Consider the following 24847-nt stretch of genomic DNA (forward strand, 5'->3'; position numbering starts at 1 on the left):
GGCTTCAGTCAGTCGAGATCGCGCCGGATGAGTCGAACCCAGGCCAAAACCCAGGTTAAGCCCCAGGTCAAGACCCGGGCGAAAGCCCAGACCAAAACCAAGCGTGCGGATCCGGTGCGACGGGTCGGCAGACCGCCCAAGGACCTGGCCGGCGACGTCGACCAGCGCATCCTCGATGCCGCGCAGCATGTGTTCCTGAAGCGCGGTTTCGGTGGTGCGACCATCGACGAGATCGCGGAAACCGCGCCGGCCAGCAAGCCGACCATCTATGCGCGGTTCTCCGGGAAGGAGGCGCTGTTCATCGCCGTCGTGGCGCGTGTCGTCCACGGCTTGACGGATTTCGAGAACTATACACCCGTGGGACGGACGCTGCAGGAGAAGCTGATCAATCTTGCCAGCGCCGTCGTCGATTGCGCGCTGAAAGAGGCGGTCGGTCTGCTGCGCGTGACCATCGCGGAATCCGGCCGTTTTCCCAAGCTGAGCCGCGATGCGCACCACGCTTCGCGCGACCACGCGCAGAATGCGGTCGGCAAGCTGCTGGTGGACATGACCCGCGGGCCGACACGCACGGCCAAGCGAGCAGCCGCGGGCCGGAGCGCGGCCGCGACCGCCGAGATATTCCTGGACCTGATCCTGCTTCCCACCCTGATGGGCTGTCTCATGGGTGCCGACGAGGCCACGGTCCGCAAGGAGCTGCCGGACTTCATCCGCGAACGCGTCAATGTCTTCCTCGCGGCGTGCGGCCCGGAGGCGGGTTGACGCCAGGCCCGGTCAGCGTCTGGCGCGCGGCACCGGTTCGAGCTGCACCTGCTTCAGGCCGTCCTTGCTCACCACGATGATGACGAAATTCAACTGGCCGTCCTTGTTCGCCAATCCGCCGGCGATGGCCTTGCCTGCAGCCGATCTCTCCGCGATCAGCACCGCATCGGACATCTTGAGGCGGGCCGAGCGCAGCGCGAGCAGGTTGCGGCGGTCGATCTCGTTCAGGCCCTGCAGCGACGAGAACGGTGTGCTGTTCCTGATCTCCGCGGTTGTCCCGTCCACCTCGCATTCAAAGATCTGGCCGCTGCTGACGGTTCGGACCTTGTACAGCGGCGCGCCGAGCGCCCCATCGAAGCTGATATCCGCCGTGATGGAGCCCGGATGAGCCTTTTCGGCGATCCGCAGCGCCTGGCGCAGCGAGATCCCCGCCTTGCGAAACAGGTCGAGTTCGCGATCGACGGCCTCTTGAGACAGACTCCCGTCGTCTCCCGATTGAGCAGTCGCGGGGGACTGGGGTTCGATCGAAACGGCATGGGCCGGACCGAAGGCCAGTGCGCCGGTCAGGACAAGCGCGCGGAGATATTTGCTTGGCATCGGCTGCTCCTGGTGCATTCCTGCGTCGATCATCCCGCTCCGCACTGGCCGTACAGTGTGGCGGCAGTTTTCGATCGCAGAGCCTCATGAATAAAACTATACTGTATCGTTTATATCGAGCGTACGCAGGTGTCAACTGCGGACAATAGCAGTTCTGCGCCGTTTTGGCGCGGTTCACAGCTCGGGCGGCGAATGCTGCCAGAGCTGTTTGGAGCGGGCCATGTCATAGCCGAGACGATAGAGGCTTCTCATGTAGTCGGTCTCGAAGCCGACCCCCGGGCTCTCGGGAACCGATGCATCGATCGAGGTCATGCTGAAGGCGAGGCCGTTGCGTTTGGCATATTCATATGTTGCCGCGAGATAGGATCGCGTCTCGCGCTTGCTTTTCAGCGAGAGTGAGCGAACCGCAATCGCCCGCGTGCCATTCTCCACAGGTTCGAACGCCGGCGACGTTCGCCCGTTCATGATGACGTAGATCGCGGGCTTGGGCGCAAAGCGGAGCTTTGCGCCGTCCGGCTGGCGCAAAAGGCGATCGGGAAAGGTGAAGACCTGCGTCGAGACCCCGCCATCGACGTGCATCTCATCGATGAAACGGCCATCGGCCGATGCCTGGATCATCATCGGCGGGAACGCGACCGGTGCGCTGGCCGAAGCGGTGAGCACCTGGCGGAACAGCGCGAGTGCGCGGGGGGAGGGAGAGGAGGCGATGGCTCCCATGTCCCATAACACCGGACGGGCGGCATCCAAATCCGTCGTCACCACCAGAAGTCGCCGCCCCTTGGCGTGCTCGATCGCGATCGCCTGCAGGAGTTCCGGCGTGGCATAATGGCTGATCGCCTCGTGCAGCGGCTGGCCGTCGAAGATCGAGGACCCGAACAGTGCGCCGAAAGCGTTGGGCGAGGCGGCAAAGGAACTTGCGAGGCCGCTGGTGTACAGCTCCTTCAGCGTCGCGTCATAGCTCGGTCCGAGGAATGCAAAAGGAGCGATCAGCGCGCCGGTACTGACGCCGGACACGATGGTGAATTCAGGACGGGTGCCGGTCTCGGTCCAGCCGTTAAGCACGCCGGCCCCGAAGGCGCCATCGCCGCCGCCGCCCGAGAGCGCAAGGTAGGCGAACGGCTTGTTCGGCTGTTGTCGGGGCTTGATCGACGAACGGTCAAAACTCTCCGGCGGCGCGTCGGCCCACATCCGGATTTCGCCGAAGCCGTCGATGGTCGCGCGCTTCGCCTCGGTGGCGGAGTAGGTCGCACGCTGCACCGTCGCGCATGCAGCCAGCATGCAGGCGAGGCTGCACAGCGCCGCGGCGACGAGGGATCGACGACGTTTCGAAACCATTGACACGCACGTTTCCTTTTTGAACGAAAACTAAAAGATACTGTATCGTATCATTATTGATGGCCAATAGCAAAGGGCTCTGCTGGTGTTCGATTTACCATCGCAGCCGCACGCAATGCATGTCAGCTCGCGCAACTGCTGATCATTAACGCTTTTCTCATTCCTCAAATCTATCGTCCGTGAGGTAAGCGGTTCACGTCACGAGTTCTGTGGATCGCAGAGCTTTTGGAGGCTGACCGATGTCTGATCTGACTCCACCCAGACAGGCGTTGCGTCTGCCGGCCGACTGCAGCATTGCGGCGATCCGGGCCGTGTGCGACCTGATCCGCGACGCCTTTCGCCGTCACGACAGACTCGAAATCGACTGCTCGAGCGTCGATAAGGCGGATGTGACATCGATTCAGCTGCTGCTGTCGACGGCCAAAACGGGCCGGGCCGAGGGACGCAAGGTCGTTCTGACAGCGTTCTCGCAAGCGCTCCGTAAGACCATGCGCCGCGCCGGGTTCACCAGCGACGAAATGATCGAGCATCATTTCCATTAACAAGAAGAGGCGCCCATGGCGACCATCCTGACCGTCGACGACTCTCCGAGCATGCGCCAGATGATCAGAATGACGCTGGAGCCCGCCGGCCACAGCGTGATCGAGGCAGGTGACGGCGCTCAGGGACTTGCCAAGGCTCAGGCCAGCCGGCCTGACATGGTGATCACCGACCTCAATATGCCCGTGATGAACGGGTTGGAGTTGATCCGAGCGTTGCGCAAGCAGCCGACGCTTACTGGCTTGCCCATTGTCTTCCTGACCACCGAATCCAGCGACGGCGCCAAGCAGGAAGCCAAGAGCGCCGGCGCGACCGGGTGGATTACCAAGCCGTTTGTCCCTGCGCAGTTGCTGGCCGTGGTGGGTAAACTGGTGCGGGCATGAACGTCCTCGACGCCACCGCAGTTTTTCGCCAGGAAGCAAGCGAGCTGTTGGAGGCGTTGGAAGGAACGCTGCTGGATCTTGGTCAGCATCCGGAAGACAAGGAGCTTGTCGACACTGCGTTTCGTGCGCTGCATACGATCAAGGGCTCCGGGGCGATGTTCGGCTTCGACCAGGTCGCAGCCTTCACGCATGAGTTCGAGACCGCGTTCGATCAGGTGAGGAAGGGCGAGATCAGCCCGACAGAGGATCTGATCTCGGTCGCGCTGGCGGCGAGGGACTACATCCGTGCGCTGATCGAGGCGCCGGACGACACCGACGCGATCATCGGCGAAGCGATCCTGGATGATCTCAGGCAATTCGTGGCTCCGCGGGAGCAGGCGGCGGAGATGCCGGCCGCGACGACAGCCGTGGCGTCGGCCGGTGCAGCGGGCTGGAAGCTTTACCTCGAGTTCGAGCAGCAGGTGCTGCGCAACGGCTCGAACCCGCTCGACCTGCTCGACGACCTCTGCAAGTTGGGTCCGTGCTTTGCGGTGCCGCTGACCGACGCCATCCCGCTGCTGGATGCGCTGGAGCCGGACGACTGCTATCTCAAATGGGACGTCACGCTGCAGTGTGACTGCGAGCGGAGCGCGATCGACGACGTCTTCATGTTCGTGTGCGACGAGATGAAGCTCGTGGTGACGCCGCTTTCGCCGGCCGATCTGGCGCTGGTGCCCGTTGCTGCAGCACCAGATACGCCGGCGGCGATCGTTGCTGAGGTTGACGCGGTGCCAATCGTCTCCGTTGAGGAGGCGCCGCTTGCGCCGGCCGCCGTCGCGCCCGCCGCCACCGAACCTGCAGCTGCGCCGGCCGCACAAGCTCCGGCCAAGGCGCGGCGCGAGGAGGGCAAGCGGGGCGAGGATCGCGCGGTGGCGACGGTGCGGGTGCAGGCCGAGCGGCTCGACGAGCTGATGGACCGGGTCGGCGAGCTCGTGATCGCGCAGGCAAGACTGAGCCAATTGGCCGCGGCAAGCTCGGACCTGTCGATCAAGATGATCGCCGAGGAGATCGAGCGGCTGGCCGGCAGCCTGCGCGACACCACGATGGGCGCGCGCATGGTGCCGATCGGCTCGCTGTTCGGCCGCTTCCGCCGCCTGGTGCACGACCTGTCGCGCGATCTCGACAAGCCGGTCGAGTTCATCACCGCGGGCGAGGACACCGAGCTCGACAAGACCATGATCGAGTGCCTGGCCGATCCCCTGGTGCACCTGATCCGCAATGCGATCGACCACGGCATCGAGGATACGGCGAGGCGGACCGCGGCCGGCAAGACCGAGCCGGGCCGCATCGAGCTGCAGGCGATCCATTCCGGCGCCCAGGTGCTGGTGACGGTGCGCGACAATGGCGGCGGGCTCAACACCGCGCGTATCAGAGCCAAGGCCGAGGAGCAGGGCCTGATCGCGCCGGGCGCGAGCCTGTCCGACAGCGACATCCACCAATATCTGTTCCACCCGGGCTTCTCGACCGCACAGACGATCTCGGCGCTGTCGGGCCGCGGCGTCGGCATGGACGTGGTCAAGCGCACCATCGAGAACATGCGCGGCACCATCGACCTTGCGACGAAGCCAGGGCAGGGCACCACGGTGACGCTGCGGCTGCCGTTGACCTTGGCGATCATCGAAGGGCTTTTGATCCGGGTCGGGGCAGGCCGCTACATCATCCCGCTGTCGGCGGTGGAGGAATGCGTCGAGCTGACGGCTGAGGACCAGCGCTCGCGCGGCCGCAGCTTCCTCAATGTGCGCGGCGGCCTGGTGCCGTTCCTGCGGCTGCGCGAGCTGCTGCATGCCGGCGGCACGCCGGACCCGCACCAGAAGACGATCATCATCTCGACCGGGGAGAGCCGGGTCGGGCTGGTGGCGGACCAGATCATCGGCAACCACCAGACCGTGATCAAGTCGCTGTCGAAGCTGCATTCGGACGTCACGATCTTCTCGGGCGCGACCATCCTGGGCGACGGCACCGCGGCGCTGATCCTGGATGTGGCGCAGCTGGTGGCGCTGGCGCAGGCGAAGGCCGAGAAGCAGATGAACGAGGCGGCGTGATGAGCATCGGGCAGAGCCGGGACATGACCGCGGCCGGCGACCAATCGCTGCAGGTGGTGATGATCGGGCTGGGCGAGGAGAAGTTCGCGCTGGAAGCCGAGCTGGTGCGGGAGATCATCGATCCGGTGGCGGTGACGCCGGTGGCGGGCGCCAAGCCGTTCGTGGCGAGCGTGATCAACGTGCGGGGCAATGTGATCCCATTGGCGGACCTTCGCGTCCGCTTCGGGATGCCGCAAGCCGACGCCTCGGTCGACAGCCGGATCGTGGTGATCGAGATCAAGCTGGACAACGAGCCGGTGCTGGTCGGGCTGACCGCGGACAAGGTCTACGAGGTCACCGAGATCACGCGGGCCGACGTGCAGCAGACGCCGCGGGTCGGCATGCATTGGCGGCCGGAATACATCCGCTGCATCAGCAAGTGGCGTGAAGAGTTTGTCATCGTACCGAATATGGAACGCATTTTGAACTAAGGACGTCCTGGGCTGGGACGAGTGGGGCTGATATGAGATTTACCATCAAAGCCAAGCTGGCATGTGCATTTGGTCTTGTGCTGACGCTGTTCATGGTTGCAGGCGCCGTCAGTTATTTCAAACTAAGCGACATGGCGACGACAACCGAAGTTCTGGTCGGCGCAGCCGGCCGCATGGACAAGGCGGCCGCGCTGAAAGAAAACGTTCTCATGCAGATCCGGGCCGAGAAAAATGCTCTCATGGCCGCCACGGACAGCGAGACCGAGCGCTACATCGGCGAGACCGTCAATCTCCGCGCCTCGGTGATCAAGCTCCACGATGAGATCTACGCCGTGGCGACCGAAACCGGCAAGAAGATGCTGGATAAGTTCTCAGCCATCTATAGCAACGCGAATTCGGTCCAGGACCAGACCTTCAAGGTAGGCAAGGCAGACAGAGCGAAGGGGATCGAGCGTTCGGTGACGGACGACCGCAAGGCTTTTGGCGACGTCCTCGCCTCGCTCGATGACTACACTGGCTTCCTCAAGAAGCTGATGGCCGAGCGCTCCGACCAGGCGCGGGAGGATGGCGCGCGAGCGCAGATGATCATGATCAGCCTGGTGCTGGTGTCGCTGGTCCTCGCAATTGTGGCAGCGTTCTGGATTTCGCTCAGCATCAGCCGCGCGCTGTCCCGTGCCGTCGGACTCGCCGACGCTGTGGCCATCGGCGATCTCAGCCAGAACATCAGCGTCTCGAGCAATGATGAGATCGGGGATCTGGTCAAGTCGCTCAACAAGATGACGGCGAACCTCAACGAGACGGCGGCCGTCGCAAACCAGATTGCGCAAGGCAACCTGACCGTCGACGCCAAGCGGCTGTCGGACAAGGATACGCTCGGGATCGCGCTGGAGCGGATGGTCGAGAAGCTTCGTCAGATCGTCTCGGAGGCATTGACCGCCGCGCAGAACGTCTCCGCCGGCAGCCAGGAGCTGTCGGCCTCCGCCGAGCAGCTCTCGCAGGGCGCGACCGAGCAGGCGTCCTCCGCCGAAGAGGCTTCGTCCTCGATGGAGGAGATGGCGGCGAACGTGAAGCAGAACGCCGAGAACGCCAGCCAGACCGAGAAGATCGCGGCGCAGTCGGCCAAGGACGCGGAAGCGAGCGGCGCCGCTGTCGGCCGCGCGGTGCAGGCGATGCAGACGATCGCGGAGAAGATCACCATCGTGCAGGAGATCGCACGGCAGACCGACCTCTTGGCGCTGAACGCGGCCGTGGAAGCGGCCCGCGCCGGCGAGCACGGCAAGGGCTTTGCGGTGGTCGCCTCCGAAGTGCGCAAGCTCGCCGAGCGCAGCCAGGCTGCGGCGGCGGAGATCGGACAATTGTCTGGCGACACCGTCAAGGTCGCACAGGAAGCCGGCTCGATGCTGGCCAAGCTGGTGCCCGACATCAAGAAGACGGCCGAACTGGTCGAAGAGATCACCGCCGCCTGCCGCGAGCAGGATGTCGGCTCCGCCCAGATCAACCAGGCGATCCAGCAGCTCGACAAGGTCGGCCAGCAGAACGCCAGCGCTTCCGAGCAGGTGTCTTCGACCTCCGAGGAATTGGCCTCGCAAGCCGAGCAGCTGCAGGCCACCATCTCCTTCTTCCGGATCGACGAGCCTGCTGCGGCCGCTGCCAGGGTCACCGCTTCCGCGCCGATCGATCATGCGGTCGGTCAGCTCCGCGCCAAGGCCGCGACGATGGCCGCGGCCGATCGCGGACCTAAGAAGGCGCCGAGCGCCGCGCCGCGCCGCGCCGCGAAGGCGGCCGGAGGCGGCGGCTTTGCATTCACGCTGGACGACGGCGGCGATGAGCGGGACGCCGATTTTCATCGTTGAGCTCGACATCGGACAATGCGGCGCGGCGCTCTGAGAGCCACGCCGCATCTGAAGTTTCCCCACAGGTTCAAGGAAGGTCAGCATGGCCGCCATCTCGCAATATCTGACGCTCGGCCTCGCCGGGGAAACGTTCGGCATCAGCATCCGCAACGTCCGCGAGATCCTGGACATGCGGCCGATCTCGCGGCTGCCGCATGCGCCGCATTTCCTGCTCGGCATGATCGACGTACGCGGCAGCGGCTATCCGATCGTCGATCTCAGGCTGAAGCTCGATCTGCCGAGCGTGCCGCCGACCGATGCGACCCGCATCATCATCCTCGACGTTCCGATCGAGGACCGCATCGTCGGCGTCGGCTTCGTCGCGGATTGCGTGTTCGAAGTCACCGACATCGACGAAAGCACGACCGAGCCGGTGCCGTCCGTCGGCGGGCGCTGGCAGTCCGACTACATCGCGCGGATCGGCCGCAAGGGAGAAAAGTTCATCATCATCTTCGATCTTGCGCGTCTGATGTCCGATACCGAGATGCCGGTGGCCCGACAGGCCGAATTGGAAGCGGCCAGTGTCGTATCATGAAATGATCTCCGCCGTTCCCGCTACACAGCTGTCCGATCGTCATTTCCGTTCGATTGCCCAGCTGATCGAGACAGAGGTCGGCATCAAGCTGCCGGCGGCCAAGCGGCTGATGCTCGAGGGACGCCTGCATAAGCGCGTCCGCGCCCTGAATTTTTCCGGCATCAGCGAATATGTCGAAACCCTGTTCGAGCCCGGTCAGCTCGAGGTCGAGCTCACGCATCTGATCGATGTCGTCACCACCAACAAGACCGACTTCTTCCGCGAGCCGTCGCATTTCGAGTTCATGAGGGACGTCGCGGTGGCCGAGCTTCTGAAAGCCCGGGGCCGCAAGGACCTCAAGATCTGGAGCGCGGCCTGCTCGATGGGCATGGAAGCCTATACCGCTGCCATGGTCCTGGATGACATGACGAGAACCGGCGGCAGGTCGTTTCAGTTTCGCATCCTGGGCACCGACATTTCGACCACCGTCCTGGCGTTCGCCAAGGCCGCGATCTACACCCGCGACGTGCTCGCGCCGGTCCCGCAGGAGTTCGCGAAGCGCTATTTCCTGAGGTCGAGGGACCGCACCAGCGGCGAGGTGCGCATCGTGCCGGAGCTGCGCCGGCTGACCAACTTCATGCGCATGAACCTGATGGACGGCAGCTATCCTGTCGATCGCGACGTGGACATCATCTTCTGCCGCAACGTGCTGATCTATTTCGAGCGCGAGACCCAACGCAAGGTGATCGAGCAGCTTTGCTCGCACTTGAGGCCGGGCGGCTACCTGATGGTCGGCCATTCCGAATCGATGATCCACAGCGTCGTGCCGGGCCTGAAGCAGGTCCAGCCGACCATCTTCCGTGTCTAGCGAAAGGAGGCATGGGGTGATCGAGCCAAAGATTCGGGTGCTGATCGTCGACGACTCCGCCTCGGTGCGGCAGATCCTGACGACGATCCTGAGCGAAGATCCCGACATCGAGATCATGGGCACGGCGTCGGACCCGTTTGCGGCGGCGCGCCGGCTGCAAAATGAGCTGCCCGACGTGATCCTGCTCGACATCGCCATGCCGCGGATGGACGGCATCACCTTCCTGCGCAAGATCATGGCGCAGCGTCCGATTCCCGTGATCATCTGTTCGTCACTGACGGAAGACGGTTCCGAGCAGATGCTCGAAGCGCTGGAAGCCGGCGCCGTGGACATCGTGCCCAAGCCCCGCATCGACACCCGGCAGGCGCTGTTCGAGAGTTCGGCGCGGCTGCGCGAAGCGGTGAAGGCGGCGGCGCGCGCGCGGGTGCGGTCGCGCCCGGCGCGCCGGACGCTGGTCGAGAAGAAGCTGACCGCCGATGCGATCATTCCGCCGCCGCTGGCCAGCCGCTCGCGGCCGGTGACCGAGCGCATCGTGTGCATCGGCGCGTCCACCGGCGGAACCGAGGCGCTCGCCGATGTGCTCGAAGCGCTGCCGCCGCATTGCCCGGGAATCCTGATCGTGCAGCACATGCCACAGGGCTTCACGGCGGCGTTCGCGAAACGGCTGAACGGCACCTGCCAGATCCATGTCAAGGAAGCGGAAGACGGCGAGCCGGTGCAGTCGGGCTCGGCCTATATCGCGCCGGGCGCCCGCCACATGCTGCTGCAACGGACCGGGGTTCGCTATCACATCGCCATCAAGGACGGCCCGCCGGTGTCGCGGCATCGCCCGTCCGTCGATGTTCTCTTCCGCTCGGCAGCCCAATATGCCGGGCCCAACGCGCTCGGCATCATCATGACGGGGATGGGCGACGACGGTGCGCGCGGGTTGTTGGAGATGCGCAGGCTGGGTGCGGCCACGCGCGCGCAGGACGAAGAGAGCTGCGTGGTGTTCGGCATGCCGAAAGAGGCGATTGCCCGCGGCGCTGCGGAGAAGGTGGTTTCGCTACGCCAGATTCCGCGGGAGATCATGCTGTGGCAGCAGGCCGGCCAGGCCGTCATGACGGATTGAGGCGGTGATGTCCGTGACCGACATGATGACCGATGCAAGCGCTGCGGCGGTGACCGCCATCGCGGACGTATCCTCGCGGATCGAGGAGGCGTTCGCCGAGGTTGGCGATCGGCTCGGCCGCAGCCACGCGGTCTTCAAGGAGCTCGAGGGCGGCCTGTCGGTGCTGTCCCGCGAACTGTCGGGCGGACGGATCGAAGGTGCGTCGCAGGCGCTGCAGGATATCGCGGATCGCTTGAACGCGGTGGCCGACGCGCTGCCGGCCGAAGCTGCGCTGCTCGCCAATATCGGTGAGGAGGCGAAGCAGGCCTCTGCCGTCCTCAAGCTGTTGTCCGGCCATATCCAGACCATCACGATCGTCGCGCGCAGCGCACGGATCGAGGCCGCATCGTTCGATGGCGAGCGCCAGAGCTTTCTCGATTTCACCCGCGAAGCGTTCGAACTGGGGCAGTCGGTGCAATGCTCGGTCGAGGCCTGCGCCCGCGACGGCATCCAGCTCGCCAAGGCCGTCGAGGCCGCGCTGGCGCGGCAGCGGGATTTCGAGAACCTCTATCGCAGCGAGCTGCAGTCGGTCGCCGCGGGGTTGGTCGCCGCCCGCTCGGAGCTGGCCGCACAGCAGGTGAACGGGGCGAGGCTGACGGAGATGGCCGCGATGGCCGCAAGCCGTATCGCGTCGGCGATCGCGGAGGCCGTCATGGCGCTGCAGTCGGGCGATGCCACGCGGCAGCGGCTCGAACATATCTGCCAGGGGCTGGGTCACACGGCCCAGCACGCGCCCCCCATCGTGCCGGAGCCGCTCGGGCCGGCCGGGTCTGCGACCTGGCTGATCGGCCAGCTCCAGGCCGAACAGCTGAGGGATACCAAGCGCGCCTTCGATCTGGATCTCGCGCGCACGGTGAGCGCGTTGAGCGCGATCATGTGCGATGCCGAGGGCCTGGTCGCGCAGAGCCGCGCCATCTATGGCGGCGAAGCCGACGAACCGTCGTCCTTTCTGTCCACGGTGAAGCAGCGATTGTCGCAGGCATCGAGCCTGATCGCGGCCTGCGAGCAATCCGGCGGATCGGTCGATGAGGCGCTGTCCGTGGTCACCGAAACGGTGGCGCGCTTCCGCGAGGCGATTTCCGGCCTCAGCGATGCCGTGGACGACATCATCCTGATCGGCATGAATGCGAGCCTGCGCGCAGCCCGTGCCGGCGTGAAAGGCAACGCGTTCGTGGTGATCGCGAACGAGCTCAAGGCGTCCGCGGACCAGATGTCGGCGGGCGCCATGCGGCTGAAGCCCGTTCTTGACCGGATCGAAAGCTTTGTCGGCGAGCTGCGCGAGCGGCGCGACCAGGGCGATGCCGCCGAGCTCGCCCGGCTGGAGCCTGCGGTGCTGAGCGCGCTGCACGAGGTCGAGGCCGGCAACGCGCAACTGGCCGGGCTGATGACGCGGCTGGCGCGCGAGAGCGCCGCGTTCGACGAACTGCTGAGCCGGGCGCGCGATCGCATCACCGCGCTCGATCAGGCATCCGCCCGGCTTCCCGGCGTGGCCGCCACGATCGCCGCGCAGAACAGCGTGCCCGCGCAGGTCGCGCTGACGACAGCCGATCAGCCGCTGCTGGATGAGCTGTTCGCACGCTATACGATGGAGCGCGAACGCGAAGTTCACCGCGACTTGCTGCAGAGGTTCGGCCTCGCTTCCGCCATGCCTGCGCCCGCAGCGCCGGTGGAGGAAGATGACGGCGTGCTGCTGTTCTGAAACCGCACATAAGTCGCGAGCCCCGGGTACTAGGCCCCACGCAACGATCGATATAGGCTTGATGCCCGGAGGCAGGCTCGGGCACTCTGCCGGAGCGATCTGACGAGGACGGCATCGATGGGACGGCTCAGCACGCATGTATTGGACACGGTGTGGGGAAAGCCCGCGCAAGGCGTCATGATCGAGCTTGCCATGCTCAGGCCGGACGGCGCCTGGCAGCGCCTCAACCAGGTCGTCACCAACGCCGATGGCCGCACGGACCAGCCGCTGCTCGCGGGCGATGCGTTCAGCGCAGGCACCTATATGCTGACCTTCCACATCGGGGCCTATTTCGAGGCCAGCGGTCTTGCCGTGACAGACCCGCCGTTTCTCGATTTGGTGCCGCTGCGGTTCACGGTCGCGGATGCGGACGCGCATTACCACGTGCCGCTGCTCGCCACGCCCTGGAGCTATTCGACCTATCGTGGAAGCTGAGACATGACCTCCGACCTCTATCCGCGCGACCTGATCGGCTACGGACGCACGCCGCCGCATCCCCATTGGCCGAACGATGCCCGCATCGCCGTGCAGTTCGTGATCAACTATGAGGAGGGCGGCGAGAATTGCATCCTGCATGGTGACGCGGCTTCGGAGGCGTTCCTGTCCGAGATCGTCGGCGCGCAGCCCTGGCCGGGGCAGCGCCACATGAACATGGAATCGATCTACGAGTTCGGCGCGCGCGCCGGCTTCTGGCGGCTGTGGCGGATGTTCACCGCGCGCAAGCTGCCGGTCACGGTATTCGCCATCGCGAGCGCAATGGCGCGCAATCAGGACGTTGTCGCCGCGATGAAGGAGGCGCAGTGGGAGATCGCGAGCCACGGCCTGAAATGGATCGACTACCGCGATTTCGCCGAAGAGGACGAGCGCGCGCACGTCGAGGAGGCCGTTCGCATCCACACCTCGCTGGTCGGTGAGCGGCCGCTCGGCTTCTATCAGGGCCGCACCTCGGTGCATTCGCTCGACGTCGCGATGAAGGAGCAGGGCTTTCTCTACGGCGCCGATTCCTATGCCGACGAGCTGCCCTATTGGGTCGAGGGGCCGCACGGCCCGCAGCTGATCGTGCCCTACACGCTCGACGCCAATGACATGCGCTTTGCAACGCCGCAGGGCTTCAATTCCGGCGATCAGTTCTTCGCCTATCTGAAGGACAGTTTCGACACGCTCTATGCGGAAGGCGCGGAAGCGCCGCGCATGCTGTCGGTCGGCCTGCATTGCCGGCTGGTGGGCCGCCCCGGGCGTGCGGCGGCGCTGGCGCGTTTTCTCGACTACGTGATGAGCCACGACAAGGTCTGGGTGGCGACGCGGCTCGACATCGCGCGGCATTGGATCAGGACCCATCCGCCGGCTGGCGGCTATCGTCCGTCGCACATGCCGCGCGCGCTGTTCGTCGAACGCTTCGGCGACGTTTTCGAGCACACGCCCGAGATCGCCGAGCGGGCGCACCGCGCCGGTCTTGCCGCGCTGGACGATACACCGGAAGGGCTGTACGTGACGCTGATGGGCGTGGTCCGTGCCATGACGCGGGACGAGAAGCTGGCGCTGATCCGCGCGCATCCGGAGCTCGCGGGCCGCGAGGCGGTGGCCGGCGAGATGACGGCCGATTCCGCCGGCGAACAAGGCCGGCTCGGTTTCACGACGCTGTCGCGCAGCGAGTTCGATCGCGTCGCCGATATCAACCGCCGCTATCGCGAGAAATTCGGCATGCCGCTGATCGTAGCGCTGGCGTTGCATGAGGATCGGGCGTCGGTGATCGCCGAGATGGAGCGGCGCATCGATTACGACATCGAAGCCGAGATCGCGAACGCGATCGCCCAGATCGGCCACATCACCAAGGCGCGCCTCGCCAAGAAGTTCGAGGCCTCGTAAGGCGCGCGCCTTGGCTCTGCCCGCGTGCGGCAAGGATATCGCACGTGGGGACAAACTTGGGCCGACAATATCTCCCGCCGCCGTCCTTCGCGACGCTCGCCTCTGGCGAGCTCCTCAGGACGAGGTCCTTTTTCGCGGCGAATTATCAGACCCTCATGGTGAGGAGGCGCAAAGCGCCGTCTCGAACCATGAGGCCCCCGGTGATCGCGCTAGCGCGTGAGGAGACCGTTGGCACCGTGGGAGCGCAGCACTCAGCTCTTGGTCGCATGCACGGCCGGCGTCTCGCCGCTATTCCATCGGCCCTCGATCGCACGCTCGATCTGGGCGCCGAGCTGCAGCAGCAGCCCGTCATTGGCCTGCTTTGCCATCGCCTGAATGCCGAGCGGCAGCCCGTGCTCGTTTTTCGCCAGCGGCAGCGAGATCGCGGGAATGCCGCAGAGATTGGCGAGCGGCGTGAAGGCGAAATTGCGCCAGAGATTGCCGAACCAGTCGAGCACGTCGGGATTGTCGCTGATGGTCAGATATTCCGTGGTGCCGACCTTCGGCGTCGGCAGCGCGGTGATCGGGGTCAGCATGATGTCCCAGTCCTCGAAGAATGCGCCGAAGCCACGCGACGTCGTGTTGAACACCGCCTGCATCGCTGCGCGTTCGGCGAAGCTGGTATCCTTGCCGGCTTCCCAGATGCGGATGTTGATCGGCTCGATCAGCTCGGCCGGCGGGCGCTGCAGCCCGCGCTGGCTGAGCATGTTGTTGATCACCATCGCGAAGTTCGAGATGTAGCAGGTGGTCTGCGCCGCGAAGGCGGCCGCATAGTCGATCTGCGGCTGCGCATAGGCGACCTCGTGCCCGAGCCCTTCGAGGAAGCGGCCGACACGTTCGAGCTCGGAGATGATCTGCGGGGTCGCGCGGTACTCGCCCCATTGGTGCGACAGCGCGATCTTCAAGCGGCCCGGATCGCGCTTGATCTGCTCGGCATAGGGCTCCGCCGCGCTCCAGTAGGGCATGAATTCGCCCGGCGCACCGCCTCGGCAGGCGTCGACAAAGGCCGCCGTGTCGCGCACCGTGCGCGACTGGCAGCCCTGGATCGAGACCAGGCCGGTGAGATCGGACAGATGCGGCGCGATGGAGAACACGCCGCGCGAGACCTTCAGTCCGATATTGCCGTTGACGCCGGCGGGGATGCGGATCGAGCCGCCACCGTCGGTCGCATGCGCGATCGGCACCGCGCCGGCGGCGACCATCGCGGCACTGCCGGCCGACGAGCCGCAGGTGGTGTAGTCGGTGTTCCAGGGATTGCGCGTGACGTAAACGGACGGATTTTCAGCGGAGCTGCAAACGCCAAATTCCGGTGTCGTGGTACGCCCGATCAGATTGAGCCCGGCCCGGCGCATCTTGGCGGTCAGGAAGGTATCGGCGCCGGCGCGGTTGCCGCGCATGAACAGCGAGCCCATCTCCTGCAGGCGGCCGGCCATGGTCGGCCCGAGATCCTTCATCAGGAACGGCAAGCCGGCGAACGGGCCGGCGAGATCGGCGCCGGCCTTGGCCGGATCGGTGAGCGCGTCGTCGAACAGTTCGACCACGCCGGACAGTGCAGGATCGACCTTGGCGATCGCAGCGGCCGCCTGCGCCGCCAATTCTGTCGCGGTAAGCTCGCCGTTTTTCACCCGCGCCGCAAGCGCCACGCCGTCATGCCGGGTCCATTCGTCCCAGCTCATAGCTAAAGTCATCGCCAATTCCTCTCGAAGAGACGGCACAGTAGGTTCGCAAGACGGCAAGTCAATCAACCGTGACAGCATGCGCCGCATACGATCCGGTCATGCCGTCGGGCGGTCCCATTATGAGGAACCAGGGCACGCGCACATTTCCTGGTCCAGCGTATCGCAGGCTGACGCAGCGCATTCGATGCGCTTCTTCTTCCGTTCTTATGGGGAGAGGGTTGGGACGAATGAAGCTTTGTGCTCGTTCTTCTCCACGTCGTCATGGCCGGGCTTGTCCCGGCCATCCACGTCGTTCGGTATCTTGGGAAGGACGTGGGTGCCCGGGACAAGCCCGGGCATGACGGCGTAACTGATAAGCAGGCTTTGTGCAGCTTGATCACGGAACTAAGGTCATGCCCTAGCTTCAGCCCGCTATCTTAGGTGTCAGCGATGTCAATACGTCCGCCAAGCGCTCGATTGATAGCAGAGCGATGAAGACAGATCGCTCTCGCCGCGCCTATGCTACGCCACTGTGTTGCGGTCGATGCGCTCTGGAGCGGCAGCAATCGCTTCGATCTCGATCACGAATTCCGGTCGCACCAGGCCGGCGACCACGATCAGCGTGGTCGTGGGCGGCGTCCCCGGAAATTGCCGGTCGCGCGATCGCCTGTAGCCCTGCATGTGCTCACGCCCTGTCACATAGACGCTAAGGCGGACAACATCCGACATCGTCATCCCGTCTTCGGCCAGGATCGCCGCAATGTTTGCGAAGCAGATGTCGGCCTGCGCTTCGCTGTCCTCCGGAATGCTCTCGTCGACAGCGATACCGAGTTGTCCGGCAGTGATGACCAGCCGGTTCCCGGCCGGCACGGCGATGCCATGGCTATAGTTTGCCAAAGGTGGTCGAATCGAGGACGGAGACAGTGCTCGCATGACCGCTTCTCGATTGGAGGTGCGTGATTTCACCAATGCTATGTGAGGTCGCGACATATGGTCAATAAGATGCCGCCTTCGGCAGGACTGGTTTGCCCGTCGCGCAGTCTCTGCGCTGGTTTGGAGCGGAGCGGGGCTCCGAGCCGTAAACATCACCTGCGCGGAAAAGCCAAATTCGTTCGTCGCTTCAAGCTGATCATCCCTGTCCAGTCCTTTTGCGAAAAATATATCTCTTTCGTTTTTTCAGAATTTGATGTTTCCTGCTCATGTCCCGCCTCGATGAGAGGGACGCTTCGCGATCGTCACGAGCGTTGGGTGTGGGATGCGGTGGCCGTGTCGGGTTGCAGCGCGTACTTCGCGAGCGGACGAACAACCTCGATACGGACGGCGAAGTCGTGTGGTCCTGGCGCCTCGGTGCTGGCGCTCAGCGCAACGTTTGCGCGTTGTCGCGACGCGATGATGCTTCGCATCACGCGGACGGGGGCAAGAATGCCGATCCCCGGGGAGATCACGTATAAGCCGTAAGCCCATCGTGCAGGGAGGGCCGGGATGTTTCGGCTGAACCTGTGGTGACTGCCGCCTGCTTTCTTTGATGCAGGCGGGCCATGGGGGCGGCCAGCTCCCGGCCTTCCCTGCGCCCTCTATCCAGAGAGCGCGGACGATCGCCAGGACCCGGACGCAGATGCGCCGCGGGGCGGCGAAGGTGCGCCCCGATGGAACCTGGATGACGCGCGGCACCCGTCGCAGCGATGCCGGACTGTGACAACAACCGGTTTCCCGACGCAGGCAAAACCATTATGGTGCCGGACCGTGTTGCCGCCGGACAGATTACGATGCTTAATTATATCAATGGTTTACGGCGGCCGATGCGGGTCTGGAGAACGGTTTGACGCGCTATTTGTCCACGCGGGGCGAGGCCCCCGTGCTTTCCTTCTGTGATGTGATGCTGACCGGGCTTGCCCGGGACGGTGGCCTGTACGTACCGGAAACCTGGCCGCAGCTTTCGCCCGACACCATCGCCGCCTTCTTCGGCCGGCCCTATTGGGAGGTCGCCGTCGAGGTCATCAAGCCGTTCGTCGCCGGCGAGATCTCGGATGCCGAGCTGGGGCGGATGGCCAACGAAGCCTATGCCTCCTTCCGCCATCCGGCCGTGGTGCCGCTCGATCAGGTCGCCCCGCACCAGTTCGTGCTGGAGCTGTTCCATGGGCCGACGCTCGCCTTCAAGGACGTGGCGATGCAGCTGATCTCGCGGCTGATGGACCACGTGCTGGCCAAGCGCGGCGAACGCACGACCATCGTGGTCGCCACCTCCGGCGATACTGGCGGTGCGGCGGTCGAAGCTTTTGCCGGCCGCGACAATGCCGATTTGATCGTACTGTTCCCGCACGGCCGCATCTCCGAGGTGCAGCGTCGGATGATGACGACGGCGGGCGCGGCCAACGTGCATGCGCTCGCGATCGAGGGCAATTTCGATGATTGCCAGGCGATCGTGAAGGGCCTGTTCAATCACCACAGCTTCCGCGACCAGGTGGCGCTGTCCGGCGTCAATTCGATCAACTGGGCGCGCGTGGTGGCGCAGGTGGTCTATTACTTCACCTCGGCGGTCGCGATCGGCGCGCCGGGTCGCGCGGTCGATTTCACCGTGCCGACCGGCAATTTCGGCGACATCTTTGCCGGCTACGTCGCCAAGCGCATGGGCTTGCCGATCCGCACGCTCCGCATCGCCGCCAATGTCAACGACATCCTGGCGCGCACCTTGAAGACCGGCATCTACGAGGTGCGCGAGGTGCATGCGACCACCTCGCCCTCGATGGACATCCAGGTCTCCTCGAATTTCGAGCGGCTCCTGTTCGAGGCCTCCGGCCGCGATGCGGCCGCGGTGCGGCGGCTGATGGAGAGCCTGAAGCAGTCCGGCCGCTTCGTGCTGCCGGATGCGATGCTGGCGGCGATCCGTACCGATTTCGACGCCGGCCGCGCCGACGAGACCGAGACCGCGGCTGCGATCCGCGCCGCTTTCCGCGAGGCCGGCGATCTGGTCGATCCGCACACCGCCGTGGCGCTCGCGGTCGCCGACCGCGACGGCACCGATACTTCGGTGCCGAACATCGTGTTGTCGACCGCGCACCCGGCGAAATTCCCTGATGCCGTGGAGACGGCCTGCGGCGTGCGCCCGCATCTGCCGGTCTGGCTCGAAGGACTAATGACCAGGCACGAGGATGTCAGGGTGATGCGCAACGATCAGGCCGAGGTCGAAAAATTCATCCTTTCGGTCAGCCGTGCGGCGAAACAGGGAGTTCATTGATGGGCGTCGAAGTCACCAAGCTCCCGACCGGCCTCACTGTCGTCACCGACACGATGCCGCATCTGGAGACCGCCGCGCTCGGCGTCTGGGCCGGCGTCGGCGGCCGAGACGAGAAGCCGGACGAGCACGGCATCTCGCATCTGCTCGAGCACATGGCGTTCAAGGGCACCACGACGCGGAGCGCGCGTGAGATCGTCGAGGCGATCGAGGCGGTCGGCGGCGATCTCAACGCGGGTACGTCGACCGAGACCACGGCCTATTATGCGCGGGTGATGAAGGCCGACGTGCCGCTCGCCCTCGACGTGCTCTCCGACATCCTCGCCAATCCGTCTTTCGTGCCCGAGGAGCTGGAGCGGGAAAAGAACGTGATCGTGCAGGAGATCGGCGCGGCGCAGGATACGCCCGACGACGTCGTGTTCGAGCATCTGAACGAGCTGTGCTATCCCGACCAGCCGATGGGCCGCTCGCTGCTCGGCACTGCGAAGACCCTGAAGACGTTCGATCGCGACAAGCTACGCAACTATCTGGCGACGCATTATCACGGGCCCGACATGGTGGTGGCGGCAGCCGGCGCGGTCGATCACAAGCAGGTGGTCGAGGAGGTGGCGCAGCGCTTTGCGGGCTTCAACGGCGCGCCGGCGCCGCAGCCGCAGCCGGCGAACTTCGGCCAGGGTGGCTCGCGCGTGGTGCATCGCGATCTCGAGCAGGCGCATCTGACACTGGCGCTCGAAGGCGTGCCGCAGAACGACCCGTCGCTGTTCTCCTTGCAGGTGTTCACCAACATCCTCGGCGGCGGCATGTCGTCACGCCTGTTCCAGGAAGTGCGCGAGAATCGCGGCCTCTGCTATTCCGTCTATACTTTCCACGCGCCCTATACCGACACCGGCTTCTTCGGTCTCTACACCGGCACGGATCCACACGATGCGCCGGAGATGATGGAGGTCGTGATCGACATCATCGGCGATGCGGTGGAAACCCTGACCGACGCCGAGGTTGCGCGGGCGAAGGCGCAGATGAAGGCCGGGCTGCTGATGGCGCTGGAAAGCTGCAGCTCCCGTGCCGAGCAGCTGGCGCGTCATATTTTGGCCTATGGCCGGCCGCAGACCCTGCAGGAAATGGTGCAGAAGATCGATGCGGTCAGCGTCGAGAGCACGCGGGATGCGGCGCGGGCGCTGCTGGCGCGCAGCCGGCCGGCGGTGGTCGCGCTCGGCAGCGGCAGGGGTCTGGACACGGCGGTCAGTTTCGCGGAAGGTCTGAGCGGGTCGAAGTCGAAGGCTCAGCTACATTGATGCAGCTCATTGCTGTCGTCATGGCGTCGTCGCGTGATGATGCGGATTGCTGAGCCGATTCGGCGAAGACAGAGCAGGGGGAACATCAGAGGTGGCCCTGTTTCGTTTGCCATCCAACGGGCCTACCGCGCTCGCCCCGCGCGGCGGCGGGCTGCTACTGCGCGCGCCGCAGATGGCCGACTATGCGCAATGGGCGCATTTGCGCGACATCAGCCGCGACTATCTGACGCCATGGGAGCCGATCTGGCCGTCCGACGATCTCACCCGCTCCGGCTTCCGGCGGCGCCTGCGGCGCTATGCCGAGGACATCGCCGCCGACCGCTCCTACCCGTTCATGGCATTCCGGGAGGGGGATGGCGCCATGATCGGCGGCATCACCCTCGCCAATGTGCGACGGGGTATCGTGCAGGCTGGCACCATCGGTTACTGGATGGGCCAGCCCTATGCGGGCCGGGGCTACATGACGGCGGCGCTGCGGCTGCTGTTGCCGACGCTGTTCGGCGAGCTCAATCTGCACCGGGTCGAAGCCGCCTGCATCCCCACCAATACGCCCTCGATCCGGGTGCTGGAGAAATGCGGCTTCACCCGCGAGGGACTGGCGCGGCGCTATCTCTGCATCAACGGGGTCTGGCAGGACCATTTCCTCTACGGCCTGCTGAACGAGGATTTTCGCGGGTAGGGCGGCGCCTGTATTCGGTTGCGGGCGAGAGACGGCCGCTGAATTTTGCTAAGAAGCAGGTGCCTTGGCTTCGCCGCGATCGCGCTGTTAAAGCGAGACGCGGTGGCCGGGCATTGATGAAGCCAGGGACATCAGATGAATGACTTCCGTGTGATCAGGTTGGCAACGCTAGCCGCGGCGTTGGCGTTGGGAACGGCCGCTTTGGCCCCGCCGGCCGCCGCGCAATCGCTGACCGACCGGTTCAAGAGCCTGTTTGGCGGCGGTTCCGACGACAAGCCTGCCGAGCAGCAGAACGCGCCCGTCTCCGCAGGCCCGCAGGCCGATCCGACGGAGGGGCTGAGCTGCCCGCCCGTCACAGTCCGGTCCGGCGCTTCGACCTATGCGGTGGCTGCACCCGGCAAGCAGGCTGTTGGCAACGACGTGCGCTTCCAGGCCACCATCACCAAGATGGCTCGCGAGTGTGCGCTCAACGGCAACGAGATCACGGCCAAGATCGGCATCCAGGGCCGCGTCATTGCCGGCGCGGCCGGCGCGCCGCCCACCGTGGAAATCCCGATGCGCATCGCAGTGGTCGAGGGCGGCGTCGGCGAGAAGGTGATTGCGACCAAGGCCTATCGCACCACGGTGCAGATGACCGAAGACGGCAGCGTGCCGTTCAGCCTGGTGGCGGAGGACATGGTCTATCCGGTGCCGCCGCCGGGCAGCAATCCCGACAACTACGTCTTCTATATCGGCTTCGATCCCCAGGCCCTTGCGCCCGAGCCGAAGTCCCGCGGCAAGAAGAAGCGGTAGGCAAGGCCAGCGGCCAACGGGAATCCCGCCGTGACCGGGCCACCTGCCGACCCGACAACCCGACAAAAAAAGCCGGCGCGATCATCTCGCGCCGGCTTTCGAAGTGATGATACTGACGGCGGGTGAGGCCCGGTCAGTTCAGCTTTTGACGGACTTCGGTGATGCCCTTGGCGATCAAGCCGTCGGCGAGGTCGCCCTTGACCGATTGCGAGAGCACGGTGGTTGCGGCCTGGACCGCGGCGTCCGCTGCGGCTGCGCGGACGTCCGCCAGCGCCTGGGCCTCGGCGAGGGCGATCTTGCTCTCGGCGGCCTTGGTGCGGCGGGCGACGAAGTCTTCCATCTTGGCCTTGGCGTCCGCGGCGATGCGCTCGGCTTCCGCCTTGGCGCTGGTCACGATCTCTTCGGCCTCGCGTTCGGCGCTGGCGCGGCGGGTCTTGTACTCGCTGAGCACCTTCGCCGCCTCTTCCTTGAGGCGCTTGGCCTCGTTCAGCTCGGACTTGATCCGCTCGGCACGATGGTCGAGCGCGGTCAGCATCATGCGGTGGACGCCGAGATAGGCGAACAGCCCCATCAGGATGACGAAGGCGATCGCGACCCAGGTTTCGGGATCGGCAAGCAGGTGCATCAGGCCGCTCCCTTCAACGAGGCATCCACGGCTGCCTGGACGGACTTGCCGTCGGCGGCTTTGCCGGTCAGTTGTTGCACGATCGCGCCCGCCGCATCTGCGGCGATGCCGCGGACGTTGCTCATCGCGGACGTGCGGGTCGCCGCAATGGATTTTTCGGCGGCTTCGAGCTTGGCCGCAAGACTGTCTTCCAGGCTCTTGCGTTCGGCTTCGGAACTGGCCGCAAGCTTCTCGCGAGTCTCGGTTCCGATCGCCTGGGCGCGGGCCCGGGCTGCCGCGAGTTCGCCTTCATACGCTTTCAGCGCGACTTCCGACTCGTTCTTCAGCCGCTGTGCTTCGGCGAAATCGCTATCGATCGCCTTTTGGCGGGCGTCGATGACGCCGCCCACCTTCGGCAGCGCCAGACGTGACACGATCACGTACAGCGCGACGAAGGCGATCAGCAGCGAAACGAGCTGTGAGGGGAAGGTTTCCTTCTGGAACGGAGGGAAACCTCGCCCGCCCTCGGCCTCGGTATGTGCCGTCGTGCCGTGGGCAGCCTCTTGGGGCCCGCCATGACTTTCAGCCACGGGCTTCTCCTGTCCGGCTCAGGCCGTCTTAGACGGCGTACAGCAGGAGCAGCGCGATCAGCAGCGAGAAGATGCCGAGCGCTTCGGTCACCGCGAAGCCGAAGATCAGGTTGCCGAACTGGCCCTGGGCCGCGGACGGATTGCGCAGCGCCGCCGAGAGGTAGTTGCCGAAGATGATGCCGATGCCGGCGCCCGCGCCACCCATGCCGATGCAGGCAATGCCTGCGCCAATGTACTTCGCTGCAACCGGATCCATGAAACGAACTCCTTTGAGGGGTTTGGTGAGACGGGCCGGATCAGTGGCCCGGATGGATAGCATCGTTGAGATAGATGCAGGTGAGGATGGTGAAGACGTAAGCCTGCAGGAACGCGACCATCAGTTCGAGCGCGGTCAGCGCCACCGTGAGCCCGAGCGGCAGCAGCGCGCCGACCTTGCCGACGGTGCCGAGCGTGCCGAGCATGATCACGAAGCTTGCGAACACCTTCAGCGTCACGTGGCCGGCCAGCATGTTGGCGAACAGACGGACGCTGTGCGAGATCGGGCGGGAAAAGAAGGAGATGATTTCGATCAGCACCACCAGCGGCAGGATCACCACCGGAATGCCGGACGGCACGAACAGCTTAAAGAACTTCAGGCCGTTCTTGTAGAAGCCGTAGAGGATGACCGTCAGGAACACCAGGATCGCCAGCGCGAAGGTGACGATGATGTGGCTGGAGACGGTGAAGGTGTAGGGAATGATGCCGACGATGTTCGAGACGAAGATGAACATGAACAGCGAGAACACCAGCGGGAAGAACTTCATGCCTTCGCTGCCGGCACTGGTTCTGATGGTGTTCGCGACGAATTCGTAGGACAGCTCGACCACGGACTGGAAGCGCCCCGGCACCAGCTGACGGCCTGCGCCCATCATCATGATCGCGATGATCGCGACCGCGAGCAGCATGTAGCCGGTCGAATTGGTGAAGGCGATCTCGTGATTGCCGATATGGCCGATCGTGAAGATCTTGTTGAGGTCGAATTGTTCGATCGGATCGATCATCCGCGTGGCGTCTCATTGTTCACCGGCCACGCCGGCGCCTTGGGCAATTCGTTCGACGGCATCCGCATGCCCTCATCGGCGGGTTCGGTCCGGAGCCACGCCTGCAGATCTCACCACGTTCAACACGCCGGCGGCGAAGCCGAGCAGGAAAAACACGATAAATCCGAAGGGCGATGTCGACAGCAACCGGTCGAAGCCCCAGCCGAGCACCGCACCGACAATGACGCCGGCGATCAACTCGGAAGACAATCGGAGACCTCGTGCCATCGCCGAAGCCCTGGCCGCGGAGTCCCCGCTTCCATCTCCCGGTTGGTCAGTCCCGACCTTGCGGTTGTCGCGAAATTCGGACAACCGCCGATCCAGACTTCCGAGCCTTGCGGAAAGCGCAACCTCATCAGGCGACTTGTCGCGATCCCCCTGTCCGCCGTTCTCGTTCGTGCCTTCCGCCATGATGTGGAGACCCGATCAAGCTGCCGCGGGTGTTCAGGAATTGCGCCCCATCGCCCTTTAAAGCCGCGCGGACCATACTGACCGCATCCCCCCAAGTCAAGATTGCGTGTGGAAGTGTTAGCTCCCTGATTTTGCTTAATTTCTCAGTCTGTCGCCAGATCGGTCGGCGGGTGTCACCGCGCCGCATCAACAGCCTTTCCGCACCGCGTGCGCGAGTTCGCCGCGCATCGGCCGGCCCGAGGCGCGTGTTGATTTCTCTCCGCCCTGACCCTACCTCG

At 64.9% G+C, this 24847-nt stretch carries 25 protein-coding genes; 16 read left to right on the forward strand and 9 right to left on the reverse strand.

Annotated elements, in window-relative coordinates:
- The first annotated feature begins 27 nt into the window (after positions 1 to 27).
- The gene (locus tag QX071_RS06045; RefSeq protein WP_315701797.1) at positions 28 to 759 is read left to right on the forward strand and encodes a helix-turn-helix domain-containing protein; all 732 of its coding nucleotides are present in this window, start codon (positions 28 to 30) and stop codon (positions 757 to 759) included.
- Positions 760 to 771: 12 nt separating this feature from the next.
- On the opposite strand, the gene QX071_RS06050 is transcribed toward QX071_RS06045, so the two are convergent.
- Positions 772 to 1356 (reverse strand): PepSY domain-containing protein, encoded by a 585-nt coding sequence (locus tag QX071_RS06050; RefSeq protein WP_315701796.1) that lies wholly within the window; start codon positions 1354 to 1356, stop codon positions 772 to 774.
- 174 nt (positions 1357 to 1530) lie between these two features.
- Positions 1531 to 2691 (reverse strand): patatin-like phospholipase family protein, encoded by a 1161-nt coding sequence (locus QX071_RS06055; protein ID WP_315701795.1) that lies wholly within the window; start codon positions 2689 to 2691, stop codon positions 1531 to 1533.
- Positions 2692 to 2930: 239 nt separating this feature from the next.
- On the opposite strand from QX071_RS06055, the gene QX071_RS06060 reads away from it, so the two are divergent.
- The 11 genes from QX071_RS06060 (at position 2931) to puuE (ending at position 14193) form a co-directional block, all read left to right on the forward strand.
- The gene (locus tag QX071_RS06060; protein ID WP_315701794.1) at positions 2931 to 3233 is read left to right on the forward strand and encodes an STAS domain-containing protein; all 303 of its coding nucleotides are present in this window, start codon (positions 2931 to 2933) and stop codon (positions 3231 to 3233) included.
- A 15-nt stretch (positions 3234 to 3248) separates the two neighbouring features.
- Positions 3249 to 3614, forward strand: a complete 366-nt coding sequence (locus QX071_RS06065; RefSeq protein WP_315701793.1) for a response regulator — start codon at positions 3249 to 3251, stop codon at positions 3612 to 3614.
- Positions 3611 to 5695 carry a chemotaxis protein CheA gene (locus QX071_RS06070; RefSeq protein WP_315747541.1) on the forward strand — a complete coding sequence of 695 codons (2085 nt, stop codon included), beginning with the start codon at positions 3611 to 3613 and terminating at the stop codon, positions 5693 to 5695. The genes QX071_RS06065 and QX071_RS06070 overlap by 4 nt, the downstream gene beginning before the upstream one ends.
- Positions 5695 to 6165: a chemotaxis protein CheW gene (locus QX071_RS06075; RefSeq protein WP_315701791.1), complete on the forward strand. Its 471-nt coding sequence runs from the start codon at positions 5695 to 5697 to the stop codon at positions 6163 to 6165. Before QX071_RS06070 ends, QX071_RS06075 begins: the two co-directional genes overlap by 1 nt.
- A 32-nt stretch (positions 6166 to 6197) precedes the next feature.
- A complete protein-coding gene (locus QX071_RS06080; RefSeq protein WP_315701790.1) occupies positions 6198 to 8018 on the forward strand; it encodes a methyl-accepting chemotaxis protein in 1821 nt (606 codons plus the stop codon).
- Between the two features lie 82 nt (positions 8019 to 8100).
- Positions 8101 to 8592: a chemotaxis protein CheW gene (locus QX071_RS06085; protein WP_315701789.1), complete on the forward strand. Its 492-nt coding sequence runs from the start codon at positions 8101 to 8103 to the stop codon at positions 8590 to 8592.
- 1 nt (position 8593) lies between these two features.
- Complete coding sequence (locus QX071_RS06090; protein ID WP_315703111.1) at positions 8594 to 9439, forward strand: CheR family methyltransferase; 846 nt, start codon at positions 8594 to 8596, stop codon at positions 9437 to 9439.
- A gap of 16 nt (positions 9440 to 9455) precedes the next feature.
- Positions 9456 to 10550 (forward strand): chemotaxis response regulator protein-glutamate methylesterase, encoded by a 1095-nt coding sequence (locus tag QX071_RS06095; RefSeq protein WP_315701788.1) that lies wholly within the window; start codon positions 9456 to 9458, stop codon positions 10548 to 10550.
- 7 nt (positions 10551 to 10557) lie between these two features.
- Positions 10558 to 12288 (forward strand): chemotaxis protein, encoded by a 1731-nt coding sequence (locus QX071_RS06100; protein WP_315701787.1) that lies wholly within the window; start codon positions 10558 to 10560, stop codon positions 12286 to 12288.
- A 117-nt stretch (positions 12289 to 12405) separates the two neighbouring features.
- Positions 12406 to 12762: a hydroxyisourate hydrolase gene (gene uraH, locus QX071_RS06105; protein WP_315701786.1), complete on the forward strand. Its 357-nt coding sequence runs from the start codon at positions 12406 to 12408 to the stop codon at positions 12760 to 12762.
- A gap of 3 nt (positions 12763 to 12765) precedes the next feature.
- Positions 12766 to 14193: an allantoinase PuuE gene (gene puuE, locus QX071_RS06110; RefSeq protein ID WP_315701785.1), complete on the forward strand. Its 1428-nt coding sequence runs from the start codon at positions 12766 to 12768 to the stop codon at positions 14191 to 14193.
- 251 nt (positions 14194 to 14444) lie between these two features.
- Here puuE and QX071_RS06115 read toward each other — a convergent pair whose 3' ends face one another.
- Both QX071_RS06115 and QX071_RS06120 read right to left on the reverse strand, forming a co-directional pair.
- Positions 14445 to 15920, reverse strand: a complete 1476-nt coding sequence (locus tag QX071_RS06115) for an amidase (RefSeq protein ID WP_315701784.1) — start codon at positions 15918 to 15920, stop codon at positions 14445 to 14447.
- Positions 15921 to 16412: 492 nt separating this feature from the next.
- A complete protein-coding gene (locus QX071_RS06120; protein WP_315701783.1) occupies positions 16413 to 16823 on the reverse strand; it encodes a RidA family protein in 411 nt (136 codons plus the stop codon).
- An 886-nt stretch (positions 16824 to 17709) separates the two neighbouring features.
- Between QX071_RS06120 and thrC the strand changes: the two genes are divergently transcribed.
- From thrC to QX071_RS06140, 4 genes are all read left to right on the forward strand, one after another.
- Positions 17710 to 19125, forward strand: a complete 1416-nt coding sequence (gene thrC, locus QX071_RS06125) for a threonine synthase (RefSeq protein WP_315701782.1) — start codon at positions 17710 to 17712, stop codon at positions 19123 to 19125.
- Positions 19125 to 20414 carry a pitrilysin family protein gene (locus QX071_RS06130; RefSeq protein WP_315701781.1) on the forward strand — a complete coding sequence of 430 codons (1290 nt, stop codon included), beginning with the start codon at positions 19125 to 19127 and terminating at the stop codon, positions 20412 to 20414. The genes thrC and QX071_RS06130 overlap by 1 nt, the downstream gene beginning before the upstream one ends.
- A gap of 91 nt (positions 20415 to 20505) precedes the next feature.
- A complete protein-coding gene (locus QX071_RS06135) occupies positions 20506 to 21093 on the forward strand; it encodes a GNAT family protein (protein ID WP_315701780.1) in 588 nt (195 codons plus the stop codon).
- Positions 21094 to 21228: 135 nt separating this feature from the next.
- Complete coding sequence (locus QX071_RS06140) at positions 21229 to 21885, forward strand: hypothetical protein (RefSeq protein WP_315701779.1); 657 nt, start codon at positions 21229 to 21231, stop codon at positions 21883 to 21885.
- Between the two features lie 133 nt (positions 21886 to 22018).
- On the opposite strand, the gene QX071_RS06145 is transcribed toward QX071_RS06140, so the two are convergent.
- From QX071_RS06145 to QX071_RS06165, 5 genes are all read right to left on the reverse strand, one after another.
- Positions 22019 to 22510, reverse strand: a complete 492-nt coding sequence (locus tag QX071_RS06145; RefSeq protein WP_315701778.1) for an ATP F0F1 synthase subunit B — start codon at positions 22508 to 22510, stop codon at positions 22019 to 22021.
- A complete protein-coding gene (locus QX071_RS06150; protein WP_315701777.1) occupies positions 22510 to 23079 on the reverse strand; it encodes a F0F1 ATP synthase subunit B' in 570 nt (189 codons plus the stop codon). The genes QX071_RS06145 and QX071_RS06150 overlap by 1 nt, the downstream gene beginning before the upstream one ends.
- 28 nt (positions 23080 to 23107) lie before the next feature.
- Positions 23108 to 23335: a F0F1 ATP synthase subunit C gene (locus QX071_RS06155; protein WP_006615622.1), complete on the reverse strand. Its 228-nt coding sequence runs from the start codon at positions 23333 to 23335 to the stop codon at positions 23108 to 23110.
- 40 nt (positions 23336 to 23375) lie between these two features.
- Positions 23376 to 24119 carry a F0F1 ATP synthase subunit A gene (locus tag QX071_RS06160; RefSeq protein WP_315701776.1) on the reverse strand — a complete coding sequence of 248 codons (744 nt, stop codon included), beginning with the start codon at positions 24117 to 24119 and terminating at the stop codon, positions 23376 to 23378.
- A 72-nt stretch (positions 24120 to 24191) separates the two neighbouring features.
- Positions 24192 to 24569: an AtpZ/AtpI family protein gene (locus QX071_RS06165; protein ID WP_315701775.1), complete on the reverse strand. Its 378-nt coding sequence runs from the start codon at positions 24567 to 24569 to the stop codon at positions 24192 to 24194.
- Between the last annotated feature and the right edge of the window lie 278 nt (positions 24570 to 24847).

Source organism: Bradyrhizobium sp. SZCCHNS1022 (assembly GCF_032484835.1).
Lineage (GTDB): Bacteria > Pseudomonadota > Alphaproteobacteria > Rhizobiales > Xanthobacteraceae > Bradyrhizobium.

Coding starts and splice junctions, on each gene's coding strand:
- QX071_RS06045 (WP_315701797.1), top strand. CDS start 28: ATGAGTCGAACCCAGGCCAAAACCCAGGTTAAGCCCCAGGTCAAGACC.
- QX071_RS06050 (WP_315701796.1), bottom strand. CDS start 1,356: ATGCCAAGCAAATATCTCCGCGCGCTTGTCCTGACCGGCGCACTGGCC.
- QX071_RS06055 (WP_315701795.1), bottom strand. CDS start 2,691: ATGGTTTCGAAACGTCGTCGATCCCTCGTCGCCGCGGCGCTGTGCAGC.
- QX071_RS06060 (WP_315701794.1), top strand. CDS start 2,931: ATGTCTGATCTGACTCCACCCAGACAGGCGTTGCGTCTGCCGGCCGAC.
- QX071_RS06065 (WP_315701793.1), top strand. CDS start 3,249: ATGGCGACCATCCTGACCGTCGACGACTCTCCGAGCATGCGCCAGATG.
- QX071_RS06070 (WP_315747541.1), top strand. CDS start 3,611: ATGAACGTCCTCGACGCCACCGCAGTTTTTCGCCAGGAAGCAAGCGAG.
- QX071_RS06075 (WP_315701791.1), top strand. CDS start 5,695: ATGAGCATCGGGCAGAGCCGGGACATGACCGCGGCCGGCGACCAATCG.
- QX071_RS06080 (WP_315701790.1), top strand. CDS start 6,198: ATGAGATTTACCATCAAAGCCAAGCTGGCATGTGCATTTGGTCTTGTG.
- QX071_RS06085 (WP_315701789.1), top strand. CDS start 8,101: ATGGCCGCCATCTCGCAATATCTGACGCTCGGCCTCGCCGGGGAAACG.
- QX071_RS06090 (WP_315703111.1), top strand. CDS start 8,594: ATGATCTCCGCCGTTCCCGCTACACAGCTGTCCGATCGTCATTTCCGT.
- QX071_RS06100 (WP_315701787.1), top strand. CDS start 10,558: ATGTCCGTGACCGACATGATGACCGATGCAAGCGCTGCGGCGGTGACC.
- uraH (WP_315701786.1), top strand. CDS start 12,406: ATGGGACGGCTCAGCACGCATGTATTGGACACGGTGTGGGGAAAGCCC.
- puuE (WP_315701785.1), top strand. CDS start 12,766: ATGACCTCCGACCTCTATCCGCGCGACCTGATCGGCTACGGACGCACG.
- QX071_RS06115 (WP_315701784.1), bottom strand. CDS start 15,920: ATGACTTTAGCTATGAGCTGGGACGAATGGACCCGGCATGACGGCGTG.
- QX071_RS06120 (WP_315701783.1), bottom strand. CDS start 16,823: ATGCGAGCACTGTCTCCGTCCTCGATTCGACCACCTTTGGCAAACTAT.
- QX071_RS06130 (WP_315701781.1), top strand. CDS start 19,125: ATGGGCGTCGAAGTCACCAAGCTCCCGACCGGCCTCACTGTCGTCACC.
- QX071_RS06140 (WP_315701779.1), top strand. CDS start 21,229: ATGAATGACTTCCGTGTGATCAGGTTGGCAACGCTAGCCGCGGCGTTG.
- QX071_RS06145 (WP_315701778.1), bottom strand. CDS start 22,510: ATGCACCTGCTTGCCGATCCCGAAACCTGGGTCGCGATCGCCTTCGTC.
- QX071_RS06155 (WP_006615622.1), bottom strand. CDS start 23,335: ATGGATCCGGTTGCAGCGAAGTACATTGGCGCAGGCATTGCCTGCATC.
- QX071_RS06160 (WP_315701776.1), bottom strand. CDS start 24,119: ATGATCGATCCGATCGAACAATTCGACCTCAACAAGATCTTCACGATC.
- QX071_RS06165 (WP_315701775.1), bottom strand. CDS start 24,569: ATGGCGGAAGGCACGAACGAGAACGGCGGACAGGGGGATCGCGACAAG.